The organism is Nostoc sp., assembly GCF_036919675.1.
Classification (GTDB): domain Bacteria; phylum Cyanobacteriota; class Cyanobacteriia; order Cyanobacteriales; family Nostocaceae; genus Nostoc.
On the sequence record NZ_JBALCP010000131.1, the window covers coordinates 1 to 12857 of the forward strand.

Annotated in this window: 12 protein-coding genes and 1 rRNA gene; 7 read left to right on the top strand and 6 right to left on the bottom strand. The window is 41.1% G+C overall.

Annotated features, from left to right (window positions below; genetic code table 11):
- Together rrf and V7K49_RS29415 are read left to right on the top strand one after the other, a co-directional pair.
- Window positions 1–98: ribosomal RNA gene (gene rrf / locus V7K49_RS34815) — 5S ribosomal RNA — on the top strand; the annotation flags it as partial.
- 91 nt (window positions 99–189) lie between these two features.
- Window positions 190–705 (top strand): DUF29 family protein, encoded by a 516-nt coding sequence (locus tag V7K49_RS29415; RefSeq protein WP_334874663.1) that lies wholly within the window; start codon window positions 190–192, stop codon window positions 703–705.
- A 213-nt stretch (window positions 706–918) separates the two neighbouring features.
- Here V7K49_RS29415 and V7K49_RS29420 read toward each other — a convergent pair whose 3' ends face one another.
- The 3 genes from V7K49_RS29420 to V7K49_RS29430 all read right to left on the bottom strand — a co-directional run bounded on the left by V7K49_RS29420 (window position 919) and on the right by V7K49_RS29430 (window position 3344).
- Complete coding sequence (locus V7K49_RS29420; protein WP_334874661.1) at window positions 919–1131, bottom strand: helix-turn-helix domain-containing protein; 213 nt, start codon at window positions 1129–1131, stop codon at window positions 919–921.
- Window positions 1132–1750: 619 nt separating this feature from the next.
- A complete protein-coding gene (locus V7K49_RS29425) occupies window positions 1751–2545 on the bottom strand; it encodes a peptidylprolyl isomerase (RefSeq protein WP_334874659.1) in 795 nt (264 codons plus the stop codon).
- 424 nt (window positions 2546–2969) lie between these two features.
- Window positions 2970–3344, bottom strand: a complete 375-nt coding sequence (locus tag V7K49_RS29430) for a cytochrome c (protein ID WP_335208786.1) — start codon at window positions 3342–3344, stop codon at window positions 2970–2972.
- Between the two features lie 210 nt (window positions 3345–3554).
- Between V7K49_RS29430 and petG the strand changes: the two genes are divergently transcribed.
- Complete coding sequence (petG, locus tag V7K49_RS29435; protein ID WP_273762277.1) at window positions 3555–3668, top strand: cytochrome b6-f complex subunit V; 114 nt, start codon at window positions 3555–3557, stop codon at window positions 3666–3668.
- A 105-nt stretch (window positions 3669–3773) separates the two neighbouring features.
- Here petG and rsmD read toward each other — a convergent pair whose 3' ends face one another.
- Both rsmD and hisH read right to left on the bottom strand, forming a co-directional pair.
- On the bottom strand, window positions 3774–4319 hold the full coding sequence (gene rsmD / locus V7K49_RS29440) for a 16S rRNA (guanine(966)-N(2))-methyltransferase RsmD (protein WP_335208787.1): 546 nt from the start codon (window positions 4317–4319) through the stop codon (window positions 3774–3776).
- 94 nt (window positions 4320–4413) lie between these two features.
- Entirely contained in the window at window positions 4414–5049 is a 636-nt protein-coding gene (gene hisH / locus V7K49_RS29445; RefSeq protein ID WP_298913920.1) for an imidazole glycerol phosphate synthase subunit HisH, read from the bottom strand.
- 142 nt (window positions 5050–5191) lie between these two features.
- Between hisH and V7K49_RS29450 the strand changes: the two genes are divergently transcribed.
- From V7K49_RS29450 to V7K49_RS29470, 4 genes are all read left to right on the top strand, one after another.
- A complete protein-coding gene (locus tag V7K49_RS29450; RefSeq protein WP_334874655.1) occupies window positions 5192–5326 on the top strand; it encodes a hypothetical protein in 135 nt (44 codons plus the stop codon).
- A 558-nt stretch (window positions 5327–5884) separates the two neighbouring features.
- The gene (locus tag V7K49_RS29460; RefSeq protein WP_335208820.1) at window positions 5885–7252 is read left to right on the top strand and encodes a DUF3370 domain-containing protein; all 1368 of its coding nucleotides are present in this window, start codon (window positions 5885–5887) and stop codon (window positions 7250–7252) included.
- Window positions 7253–7513: 261 nt separating this feature from the next.
- Window positions 7514–7951, top strand: a complete 438-nt coding sequence (locus V7K49_RS29465) for a response regulator (protein WP_334874651.1) — start codon at window positions 7514–7516, stop codon at window positions 7949–7951.
- A gap of 209 nt (window positions 7952–8160) precedes the next feature.
- A complete protein-coding gene (locus V7K49_RS29470) occupies window positions 8161–11238 on the top strand; it encodes a thioester reductase domain-containing protein (RefSeq protein ID WP_335208788.1) in 3078 nt (1025 codons plus the stop codon).
- Window positions 11239–11355: 117 nt separating this feature from the next.
- On the opposite strand, the gene V7K49_RS29475 is transcribed toward V7K49_RS29470, so the two are convergent.
- Window positions 11356–12312, bottom strand: coding sequence for a putative 2-dehydropantoate 2-reductase (locus V7K49_RS29475; protein WP_335208789.1), 957 nt, complete (start codon window positions 12310–12312; stop codon window positions 11356–11358).
- Between the last annotated feature and the right edge of the window lie 545 nt (window positions 12313–12857).

The window sequence follows — 12857 nt, forward strand, 5'->3', positions numbered from 1 at the left end:
GGAACCACACTGAACCCTTCCCGAACTCAGAGGTGAAACGCTGCTGCGGCCACGATAGTTTAGGGGTAGCCCTACGCAAAAATAGCTCGATGCCAGGGATTTTAATACAAACAAAACCCGCTAGCTCACATCACTGCTAGCGGGTTTTCGTTTATGCTGAATTTAGTATTGCATAAATCGCTATAACTTATGACCCAAGAACTTTGGGATTTAAGAAAGTCCATTCTTGATGGACGTTATGACGACGCTTTAGTAATTGTTGATGAGCTAGAGTTGATGAGTCGAAAGAGTTATATCCGAAATATTAGGAGTTTCCTCATCAGGCTCATTATTCATTTGATTAAAAATCAAGTTGAACAGAGATTAACTAATTCCTGGGTAGCTTCTATTAAAGGCTCGATTTTAGAAATTCAAGATTTAAATTTACAGGATAATAAGACTTCTCATTATGTGAAGCAATGTGAATGGGAGGATTTGCTCGATGCTGCTTATGATGCGGCAATCGATCCTGCATCTGCTGAAATTTTTGATGGTTTGTATACACCTAAGCGACTGCAAGGAATGCTAGAAAAACTACTGATTATGTCCGTAGCAAAAGATTTTTTAAATTTGACTTATACGAATTCTCAAAAGTCTTTGCCTGGTGCTATTGATGAGATATTGATTGATTTATCTGGTGGAAAAGAGTGGGAAGAAGGTAAGTAAAATTGATTACATGAGGGATTTATAGTAAATTTCTGACATTACCCACTATCACCCAAGACATAGAAAACTATCAACTCACAGGATCAAAACTCTTACCCATCAAAAAAGTCCGAAATATACTCTGGGCAAAGGTTATGGTGAATGCGATCGCAGAACTTGTGAGAAATCCGGGTAACACCTTAAGAACAGAATATGGATATTTTTAAAAATTACCTACTCTTCCAATAGTTCAATAAAATCTTCAATTGATACACCAAAAGCACGGGCTATTTTTTGAACAGCAGTCAGGTCAACCATATTCATCCCAGGATGCCGGGCATAACTTTTCACTGTGTTGTAATTTACCTTCGCACGTTCAGCCACCTTTTTGATTGTCCAACTTCTTTCTGCTGCAAGTTCTCTAATCTTTAATCTAACTAGCCCCATTTTTATTTTGACAAAGGCGAGATTCCACCTTTTAATTATCAGTAAATCGAAAACTTTTCTAAGTTGACGAAATAATTAGGGTTTCAGCCGACGTTGTTGGGTTGATGACCGCGTAGGCGCAGCCCGCCGTAGGCATCGCTTGCACTGCACTCTTAACGTACCAACAACACATGTCCCTTGAAAAGCAGACTCTAAAAGGATTGCGACAAATTGTGTTCCTCAACTCAAATAAACGGCTGATAAGGGTTTTGAAAAACTTTTCGATCTACTGATTATTTATGAGGTGGAATTCCACCCATACTATGAACAACATCAAAAGCGAGCGCTCGTCCAGCCTGGAAAACTAACAGAGCGATCGCTATTCCTAACACATCCCACAAAGCGGGAGTGATTAACCTATAATAACAATCTCAAAGCCAAAATAAAATAGTCATCCTTGGTGTATTATTCGACAACTACCCAACATACAGCGCCTGGTAGTAGCTCGGTTTCGTCGTTGGAATAATGCAGACTCAATTTAGCCAAGTTCAGTAGAAAGCGATTCAAAAATGACTCTTCATATACATCTGTGATCGCTACCTTCGGTTTTGAAGCCAACTATGGGAGATGACTCCCATGCTTAGGTTATAGGGTTATCACCCTCTCCCTGTCGTCCCGTGCCCCCCTCCCCTCGTGGTGCAGACATGATTTGCTTTTGCTGTTCTTGTAGCCAGGTTTCAAAGAGTTCATTTAACAGGCGCACTTTCATGAATTCATCTAGTTGTGCGGGGATAAATTTTTCCAGCCGTAAAATCACGAACCAGTCAGCGATGCGGGTAGGGGGCAATATCTGACCTGGTTGACTGCTAGAGAGCATTTGCACCATTACCGGATGTAGCGCATTCAGTTCAATCGGACCCACTAAGCCACCAGTTTGGGCTTCTGGTCCGAGTGAGTATTCCCGCGCCAAATCAGCAAAAGAGTTTTCTTTTGCCTGAATCCGAAAGTAAAGTTCTTGGGCAATTCCCACATCTTGGGTTCGGAGTAGAGAATAAATTACTTTGTCCAGTTTTGCCTTGGACTGAAAAAAGTAGGATTCCAGTTTATTACCCCAAGTGGCTTGCTTGAATTTTTCAATTTTAAGCTTACGAGTGATAATAACTTCTAGTTGTTCGGGAGTCACACCTTGATGTGCCATCCAAGCCTGGATGTCTTCTTCATTTTTGAATTGTTTTTCGGCGTAAAACTGCTGTTTAGCTTGGGATACTTCCTCAGGTGTAGATATTGCTACGTTCGCGGAGCGTGAGCTTTGATCTATCGCTTCATCAAGGATCAATTCCCGCTGCAACTGTGGCAGCATTTGGTAACTTGCCAGTAATGAAATCAGTTCACTAGCTGTGATTGTACGATTACCGATTTGGATCGCTTCAGTCATTAGCTTTCGGGCATCTCAAGAATATCTGGTTTGTCAAAGAAGCTGTAACATAGCCCATTCACTGGGAGCTTTTGTCTTAGTCCCACCGAGTCAGGTATGTTAACCTTACTTTCGCAATAATTAAATAGTGATTTGCTAACATACTTTAAAATATACAGTTTATATAAGTTTTTATCAAAGATTCTACGTACATACGACCAGATGTGAAAACGTTCAACTTGTATGACAACGCCTGAATGACGGTTTTGTAGATACTCCAAAGAATGCTCAAAGACGATGTCTGGTGACAAGCCACGCTTGCCTTGCACATCTAAAAATTCTCGTTGTCTGTTAACAAGTTATCAGAGATAGAAAAAGGCAGCACACCCAATGCTGCCTTTTTCCATGAGAGATTTATGTATCCTTTAACCAAAAATTCTAACCTCTACAACAACTCTAAATAGTTCAAAAGATCCGCCATTTCTTGGGCACTAGGCTGGAATTTGGGCATTGGCGGTGTTTCACCACTGATTACTTGGTGAATCAGTCCATATTGAGACTTATGCTTTGAAACAGCTTGCAAACTGGGGCCTACTCGCCCGTCTGCTTCCAAGCCATGACAACCAGCACAGTTAATTTGAAAGATAGCGTGTCCTTGAACTGGGTTTCCTGTTAGGGACAGAACACTCTTGACGTATGGATCGGAGGCTTGAACCAACTGAACACCAAAAAAGCCCAAAGTGACTGCTAGCAGTATGGCCAGCGTCAATAAAACGATGCGCTGAATCAAAATTTCAGGTTTGGTAATCTGGTTATCCAAAAGGTTTGCGGTGAAAGTTTAGGTGTGCTAAAAAGTTTTTATTTCCTACACATAGCTTAAAAGTTCTTGATTGTGTCTGCAACCACAGAAGACAATTTTCTTGTGGGCAGTCATCCTCCAAAAAGGCTGTAGAGCGCAGGATTCATACCAAATTTGGTAAAATCAAAAATAGGAAACGAATATTTAATAATTACGAAGAGGAGATTTACGGTGGTTGAACCCCTGCTATCAGGTATTGTCCTTGGTCTAGTTTTCGTCACTCTCGCCGGACTGTTTTACGCTGCCTATAAGCAATACAAGCGACCCAATCGGTTGGGGGGGTGAGAAGTGTTGAGTTATGAGTGCTGAGTTATGAGTGGGGGAGATAAGGGGGACAAGGAGGACAACATACAATTTATCTCCCCCTGCTTCCCCACTCACCCTCTTCTCTCATTCCAAAATTCTGTAGAAAGTAAGTGATGTGTTGCCATAAACTTTGTTGCGGCAAATTTCCCAAGCGGAAATCTCTGGCGGTGTCCAACCTTGTGAGCCGTGTTCAACTGCGATTTCGCCGCTAGAATCTAAAAGCTGATAGTGAGCGATCGCTTCTAAAACTGGCTGGTACAATCCACTGGCATAAGGTGGATCAAAGTAGATTCTGTCAAATTGCTTGCCTGATAAGGTCTTTAACTGCTGGATAATATCTCCCCACAATACCCGAAATTCTTGCTCGGTATTAGCTACTTGCTGCCAATTTTGTTGAATAGTGGCACAGGCTCGGCTCGATTGTTCAATTCCCACTACTAAGCTGGCTCCTCTACACAAAGCCTCTGCACCCATTGAACCAGTACCGGCGCACAAATCCAGCCAGTGACAACCTACTATTTCTCCCTGCCAAATATTAAAAACTGCTTGTCTGACTCGCGCACTGGTGGGTCTAGTTTCTTTTCCTGGTAAAGTTTTTAGCTGGCGATTGCCGTAAATTCTCAGACTCATAATCGATTAGTCGTTAGTCATTGGTCATTAGCCATTTTCATTTATTAACAAATGAAAAACGACAAATAACAAAAGACAAATGACGAAAATAGTATTAGGCAGGAATTTTTTCGCGGACTTGAGCAACAAAATTAGACAGGATTTGCAATCCGATATTGGAGGATTTTTCGGGGTGAAATTGGACTGCAATCAGGTTTTCGTGGGCGATCGCAGCTGTGACGGTTTGAGTCCCGTGGGTGACGGTTGCTGCACGGATTTGCTCTTCTATGGGGTCAACATAGTAGGAATGGACAAAATACACCCAAGGATCGGACGGTAAATGCTCCCACAAAATACTTTTTGGCTGAGTCACTTCCAGTTGATTCCAACCCATGTGAGGAATAGTGATGTCAGGTTCTGGACGAAACCGCCGCACTTTTCCTTTAATAATTCCTAGCCCTGGTTGGGTACCTTCTGCACTTGATTCAAAGAGAATTTGCAATCCTAAACAAATTCCCAAAAAAGGTTTACCAGATGCGATCGCTTCTTTAATAGGTTGTTCCAAACCACGCGACCGCAAGTGTTGCACTGCTGGATCAAATGCTCCCACTCCCGGTAGGACTATTGCATCTGCCTGCTCTAATTCCTTTGGAGAATAAGTAACATTAGGAGTTGCCCCAGCTTTTTCCAAGCCTTTGCAGACTGAGTGCAAATTTCCCATCTCATAGTCTACGACCGCAATAACTGGCATTTACCTGCTCCTTGTAAATTTATTATGGAGGGTTTTTCTATTCTAAATAATATTTCTATTCTAAATAATATTTGTTATGAATAAAATAATTCTATTAACTTCCTTTGACACTTGCTAAAAGATCAACTGTCAAATTCTTCTGATGAATTTATTACTAGAAGTTACAAAACTTGAGTTGATACCCCATGACTTAACTTTTTTGCGCCAGTTACCGGTAGATGTCCAACTTGCCAGTCATCAGGTAATTGAAAAAATCAATGCAATTCAACCTGATTAGATCATCTATTATGGCTGGCTGCAAGCCGTACACAATTAAGTGTGCAAGCAGGTGCTAGCTGTAAAGAAACTATTTTGCAGACAGAAGTTGATTTAGAGAAATTAGTGGTGGGAGCAGTGGCAATTCAGATTAGCCATGATTGCGGTAAATTTGTTTGCGAACGCGAGTGCGGATGCACCAGAAGGTGTTTACTATTCAGTATTGGACTACTTAAGTCAATCAATTTTGGATAATGGAATTGACGATAGCGTAGCGTAAAGCCTGCGGCATGGCAACTCTTAGAGAGGCTGCGCCAACGCTCGTTAGCGAGTCCGCGAGCGGATGGTTAGATTTGTTTTGACCACGCTTGGACGGGGCATGAACCAAAAAAATCTAAAATCTAAAATCTAAAATTCGTAGTCAAAGCCAACTCACGGCGCGTTGTATCTTTGTTCACGTTCCGGTTCTCAATCAAGAAAATTTGATGGAAATTCTTGCAGATTTTTTATTAATTATTAACAAATAGGCACTTTTATAAACTTATTAATGTCTGTGATATTGGAAAAAATATCTAAGTGTATGTTGCCATTGCTACTGATTTTGCCAATTGCTCAATCAATTCCTGCCACACCACCACTTGAAGAAGTCCTGCAACCACAAGAAGTGCGTCCTTTACCAGGCAAGTTGGATACAGTGCCAACGTTTAACAGCAATAGTCCAGAATTGGTGTTGAAAGAAGGAATTTTACTCTCCACTTTTCCACCAGATGGCAAAAAAGTGCCAACAGCGCATCTGAATTTTCCCTTTCGGGGACGATTTGATATTTTTGCCCATCATGTTGCTAAGGCTGAACCACCAGAGAATTTGCGTTCGCTGTATCTGGGAATAATTTTGCATAACCCTGGTTCTGAACTAGTGAAGATAAATATTTGGCAGGCGGCGAGTTATTTGAGTCAACCGGATGCACCATTTATTCAGTTACCATCCTTTACCCAAAATCTTTTAGGTACAATTTTTGCGGGGCCAGGCGATCGCGTCATGTCTGATGTTTTAAGGGGACGGCGACAAGAGATTTTTCCTGCCCAAATTGAGATTCCACCAGGGCAAAGTCGAATGTTACTCAATCTGCCAATTCCTGTGCAGGGACTGACACCACCCGTGAATGGTCGGTCTACATTGATCCGATTGCAAAGTAATGGCACTGTCTATGCAGCTAGCCTAGCCATGTTTGCACGGGTGAATCTCGATGGCAGTGAGCGATCGCCGACTTTAGAAGAGTGGCAGAATTTACTAGATAATGGTGATTTGGCTGGACCACGGGATAAAACTGCTACTCCCTTAGAGGAAACTGACAAACCAAGAATCTATGGGCGTGTTGCTGGAGTGGCTGGTGGTTCACGATGGAGAGCCTTATTAGTAGATAATCCTAAAGCTAGGTATCTGACTATTCCCCAGCCTGGTCAAGTGTTTTCCTACGCTCTGAGTACCCTGCATGGCGGTACGTTAGGAACTGGTCAAATTCAAAGTGCACCTATGCTGGTGCGTTATCCTGACACCGCATATCGCGCTCATGGCAACTATGGAATTCAATATAATCTAAAGTTGCCGTTATATAATAATACTCAAAGTTTTCAAACTGTTAGTGTGTCGATGCAAACGCCCCTAAAAGAGGAACAGTTGGGAAAACCAGGGTTACGCTTTTTGAGTACACCAGCCCGTGAAGTATTCTTCCGAGGCACAGTTCGGGTACGTTACAAAAATAACCTTGGTCAGCCACAAACGGAGTATGTACATTTGGTGCAAAAGAGAGGTCAACCAGGAGAACCGTTAGTTTTATTAAATATGAAAGCTGGCGATCGCTCCTTAGTAGAAGTAGACTTTCTCTATCCGCCGGATGCCACACCACCGCAAGTCTTAACAGTGTCAACTCAAGCTGCACCTCGGTAATGATTGATAAGTAATGGATAAGAGCTTTTCTCCAATTACCTATTATCAAAAAATATTAGTCAGATCATTCACAAAGTCCCACTGTTTAACAACTTGGCGCGGCTCAAAGGCACAACAAGGCGGTCAATGTTGCTCCATGAATTAACTTCTTCATATTAATAAAGCTTTTCACCCCAAGTTTGTGTATTTAGGGTGAATACTTATTTCGCTCCATGCGTTGCAATAGAAATAGCAGACTATAACAGGCAATAAAAGGACGGCATGGGAACCGATCAAAAAATCAATCAAGAAACTGAGTTAAATTCGCTCCAGCTCCTTATTGGAACCCTGATTTTACTGGTAGAGGATGAGCCAGATATTGCAGATTTGCTCATCTTCATTTTGGAAGCAGCTGGTGCAGAGGTGATGGCTTTAACCGATGCAGAAGCAGCCCTTGCCTTGGTAGAATCGCTTCATCCCGATATTCTGCTGTGCAATGTGAAGTTGCCTGATCATGATGGAAATTGGTTAATTGAGCAAATTAGAGTGCATTCTTGCCTATCTCTAAGACAGTTGCCTGCGATCGCCATCACTTCTTATACACGGGAAGTCTCAAGTCATAAGGCTTTGAATGCTGGTTTTAATCGATTTCTAGTCAAGCTTGAGAGTCCAGAGTCAATCGTAGGTGAGATTGTTCACCTGCTATCTACCGATCTTTAAATATAAATACTCGGTCTTCATCCATTCATGAGAGGTTAAGACAAGATTACTTTTGTCAATTAGTAACTCTACTTAAAATGTGTTGATCAATGGGATATTAGATTAACGTGAGCTTGACGGGTTGAAGAAGGTACAAAAAATATCTCAAAGTAAAAACCTGCAAAAACACTGGTGAGTAAAGCTAACTTTTCTCTATCTAAGGAAACCCTATGATTTTTCGCAGTACAGAACCGAATATCTCTATCCCTGAACAGCCCTTAACGGAAATTGTCTTGCAACGAGTGATAGAATTCGCTGACAAACCAGCGATGATTGACGGGCTAACTGGTCGAACGATAACTTATAGAGAACTAGCAGACTCAATTAGCAAAGTAGCTGCTGGTTTTGCTGCGAGGGGTTTTTCTAAGGGGGATGTAGTTGCTATTTATAGTCCTAACTGTCTAGAATATCCCATCGCTTTTCAGGCGATCGCTAGTTTAGGTGGAGTTAGCACCACGGCAAATCCATCTTATACAGCTAGCGAACTTGCATATCAATTAAATGATGCTGGTGCTAAATATTTGCTGACAGTACCAGAACTGCTAGAACGTGGATTAGAGGCCGCTAGTCAGTCAAAAGTTGAATCAGTATTTGTGTTTGGTAACGCTGCAGGTGCAATCCCATTTTCTGTACTCTTAGAAGATTTTGACTCAGTACCAAAAGTACAAATTAATCCAAAAGAAGACGCGGTTGCTTTGCCCTATTCTAGTGGCACAACTGGTTTGCCTAAAGGTGTCAAACTGACACACTATAATCTAGCAGCCAACGTGTACCAACTTTCAAACCGCGAGTTGATAAATTCAGCAGAGACAATTATTGGCATTCTCCCATTTTTTCATATCTACGGGCTGCAAATTTTCTTCAACTATAGCCTTTATTGCGGTGCTACCCTAGTTGTGATGCCGCAATTTGATTTAGAGACTTTTTTGAGGCTAGTGCAGAAGTATAAAATTACTCGCGCTCATTTAGTACCCCCGATAGTGTTAGCCTTAGCAAAACAACCAATAGTAGATAAATACGACCTTTCTAGCTTAAAGATAATTACCAGTGCAGCTGCTCCACTGGGTAATGAACTGACCTTGGAATGCGAACAGCGTTTAAATTGTGTCGTCAAGCAAGCCTATGGTTTGACAGAAACCAGCCCAATAACGCATATCAACCCTGACGAACGTGAAAAAATCAAATCCGGTTCTGTTGGCCCCTGCATAAGAAATACTGAATGTCAAATTGTAGATATTGAAACAGAGAAACCCTTGGGTTTCCACGAGCAAGGGGAGCTATGGATTCGCGGTCCACAAGTGATGAAAGGGTATTTAAATAACCCTGATGCGACGGCAAAAGTAATTGATGCTGATGGTTGGTTTCACACTGGTGATATAGCTTATGTAGATGAAGATGGTTATTTTTATATAGTTGACCGGATTAAAGAGTTAATTAAATACAACGGATATCCAATTGCGCCAGCAGAACTAGAGGCAGTATTGTTATCCCATCCAGCAATAGCTGATGCTGCTGTAATCCCCAGTCCCCATCCAAGCACGGGTGAAGTTCCCAAAGGTTTTGTTGTCCTCAAAGGCGAAGCTACTACTGAGGAAATTATGGAATTTGCAGCAGGACTTGTCGCACCACATAAAAGAATTCGTCGGTTGGAAATTGTCGATAAAATCCCCAAATCAGCTTCCGGTAAAATTTTGCGTCGGCTTTTAGTGCAACGAGAAATAGCAAATATAGGAGAAAAACCACCAGAACCTCAATTGACCCCAAATTTGCAATTGCTTCAACAATTAGCATCTTCCTCTGACGAAACAAAACGCCAAGAACTTCTGGTTAATTACATTAGAGAAAAAGTTGTCAAAGTTTTAGGGTTAGATGAATCCCAACATCTAAATTTACAAAAGCCACTAAATGAAATGGGTCTAAATTCTCTGAGCAATATCGACCTAAAAAACCGAATTGATACCGAACTTGGTGTAAACTTACCTATAGAAATTTTGCTGGCAGGGTCAAATATTCATCAATTGGTAAATATATTGCTTGAACAATTAACATCAAAAAGCATTGCGACTAATGATGTCATAGATTTAGAAGCTGAGGTGATTTTAGACCATGCAATCTACCCAAAACATAATTATGACTCATTTATTACCGAACCAACAGCCATTTTCCTCACAGGATCGACGGGATTTTTAGGAGCTTTTTTACTGCAAGAACTTCTGCAACAAACTCAAGCTGATATTTATTGCCTAGTTCGTGCTAATGATAATGATTCTGCTCAAATCAAAGTGCAAAATAATTTAGAATCTTATGGTATTTGGCAAGACGCTTTTCGGAGCAGAATTATTCCGATTTTAGGCGATTTATCAAAGTTTCAGTTGGGTTTGTCAACCGAAGATTTTCAAAAGATTGCTAGTCAAATTGATGTAATTTATCATAGTGCAGCTTGGCTAAATTATGTTTATCCCTACGAGGCTTTAAAGCCTAGCAATGTTTTGGGAACGCAAGAAATTTTCCGATTGGCAAGTTTTGGTAAAGTTAAACCAGTACATCATATTTCTACCGTTGCTGTTTTTGAGTCGTCTTTTTATTTGGGAAAAACAGTTAGCGAATCAGACCCACTTGCTCATAGCTCTGGAATGAAACTTTCTTATTCTCAAAGTAAATGGGTTGCAGAAAAATTAGCTACTATTGCACGCGAGCGTGCTATTCCCGTTTCTATTTACAGACCACCCTTTATTTCCGGTCATAGTGAAACAGGTGCTTGGTATACAGATGATGTTATTTGTCGAATGATTAAAGGTTGCATCCAAATGGGAAGCATGGCTGGTATAACTGATATATTGGATTTATCTCCTGTTGATTATGTCAGCAAAAGCATTGTCTATTTATCAAGACAACGCGAAGCTATTGGTAAATCTTTCCATTTAAACAATCCTCAACCTATTTCTTGGAATCAGCTAACTGATTTTATTCGTTCTTTAGGCTATCCCATTAAGCATATTTCTTATCAAAATTGGCAGTCACAGCTTAGTAACCAAGCTCGCTCGCAATCAAATCCTTTATATCCTCTTTTGCCTTTCTTTCTCAAAAATTCTCCAGAGCATCAACAAGCTAGAGAACCGGAAATTAGCTGTCAAGCAACGCAGATCGCACTGGCAGAAAGTTCGATTATCTGTCCTCCAGTAGATACTAAATTGCTGAATACTTATTTTGACTACTTTATTAGTAGCGGTTTTTTGGATGCGAAATGATGAATATTACTAAAACACATCTTTGTGCCTTTGGAATTTATCCTGTTGTGTTTAATGACAACGGTGATGATTCTTTTGAGTCTTGGCGTTGGACAAGGTGCAGAGTGGTAGAAGGAATTAAGCATTTTGGCGATCTTCCACTCTTCTAATCTCATCCAAAAACTTTAGCTGCTGGTATATACAGCTAATCTGCGGTAAATCCACACCCCTAGAATGCGCTTTCCGTAATGGGTTCCCAAAAATTGCTTCTACTTCCAAAGGCCGTCTTTCGTCGTAGTCAATTTTCATGCTGGTACGATAAGGCTTCATCTTCACGGTGTAATCTAGCATTGTTTGAATGAAGCTATCAGGAATGATGCGTCCGCAACTAAAGGAACCTGCTGCAACTTCATACATCAACTGTTCAACTAATTTGCGGGTATGGACATAGGACATTAATTCATCTGTTCTAGCGTTGAGAATTACAGACAGTCCATTATAGGGAATATTCCACACCAATTTTTTCCATCGCCCTAGTAATAAGTCATCAGCTAATTCCATTGAGATACCAGCACTCTTCAAGTCATCGGCAATTTGCCGCATCTTATCTGTAATCCCAGTAGGATCATAGCCAGAAGCATATCCTCCTAGTGTAATTTGTCCATAGTCGAGGTGGCGGATATGTCCTGCTTCGACTTTATTGGAACAAAGAAAACACAACCCACCAATAATGCTGACATTGCCAACTATTTTGGCAACTTCTTCTTCCACCGCCAGTCCATTTTGCAATATCAACACTACCCCATCATCCCTGACGAGTGGCGGTAAAATCTGCGCCAATAAATGGTTTTGTGTCGTCTTTAGTGCTACCACCACCACATCGCATTGTGGCATTTTTTCTACATTATTGTAGGCATTGACTTGAGTCAGGGTGAAATCACCATCTTTTGACTCAATAACCAAACCAGATTTACTGACATATTCATAATCACTCTTCAGCAGAAAGTGGACATCTAAACCAGCTTTTTGCAGTTTGGCACCATAAAAGCCACCTAATGCACCAGTTCCTAGAATGGCGTAACTACGCTCGGACATTTTGCTAACAATGAGATTTTTCTATGATGATCATAAGGCAAATACGCCGCACACACATAGCCAAAAACTGCTGGTGTGGCATTAGGTAGTGAACCACGCGGGAGCATCCCATTTTTGCAAAAATATCAAATAGCGGTGCGGTAATTGACCATCTCAAAACCTGTGCCAAATAGAACATTCTCGTCAACGCAACGTGTATTTAACTTCTTGGTCAATTATGATGGCAGGTTTGGCCGCTTATACATAGACACGTTCGCGGAGCGTCTCCTAGAGTTGTGGCTGACCACAGGGTAGGACACAAAGAAAGTAAGAAGCCAAGAAAACTTGGCCCAGCCTCACAAAGAAATGGTACAAGTATGAACGATGCTTATAAACATTACGTGTAGGCGTAGCCAGGCGTAGGCATCATTGGCTTAAAAACTGTGTTTACAGCCTCGGTTTGACAAAATTTTAAACTATTACTTATTGACTAATAGTTGATGTTCTTAATCTGTCAAGAATGGTCGTCATCTGGTTTATGATACTGATTTTACCCAATAGGCGCT

What these genes read in the sequence shown, in the direction of transcription:
- V7K49_RS29460 (WP_335208820.1), top strand. Translation starts at nt 5,885, where the DNA reads ATGTTGCCATTGCTACTGATTTTGCCAATTGCTCAATCAATTCCTGCC.
- V7K49_RS29420 (WP_334874661.1), bottom strand. Translation starts at nt 1,131, where the DNA reads ATGGGGCTAGTTAGATTAAAGATTAGAGAACTTGCAGCAGAAAGAAGT.
- V7K49_RS29415 (WP_334874663.1), top strand. Translation starts at nt 190, where the DNA reads ATGACCCAAGAACTTTGGGATTTAAGAAAGTCCATTCTTGATGGACGT.
- V7K49_RS29425 (WP_334874659.1), bottom strand. Translation starts at nt 2,545, where the DNA reads ATGACTGAAGCGATCCAAATCGGTAATCGTACAATCACAGCTAGTGAA.
- V7K49_RS29450 (WP_334874655.1), top strand. Translation starts at nt 5,192, where the DNA reads ATGAATTTATTACTAGAAGTTACAAAACTTGAGTTGATACCCCATGAC.
- V7K49_RS29470 (WP_335208788.1), top strand. Translation starts at nt 8,161, where the DNA reads ATGATTTTTCGCAGTACAGAACCGAATATCTCTATCCCTGAACAGCCC.
- rsmD (WP_335208787.1), bottom strand. Translation starts at nt 4,319, where the DNA reads ATGAGTCTGAGAATTTACGGCAATCGCCAGCTAAAAACTTTACCAGGA.
- V7K49_RS29465 (WP_334874651.1), top strand. Translation starts at nt 7,514, where the DNA reads ATGGGAACCGATCAAAAAATCAATCAAGAAACTGAGTTAAATTCGCTC.
- hisH (WP_298913920.1), bottom strand. Translation starts at nt 5,049, where the DNA reads ATGCCAGTTATTGCGGTCGTAGACTATGAGATGGGAAATTTGCACTCA.
- V7K49_RS29475 (WP_335208789.1), bottom strand. Translation starts at nt 12,312, where the DNA reads ATGTCCGAGCGTAGTTACGCCATTCTAGGAACTGGTGCATTAGGTGGC.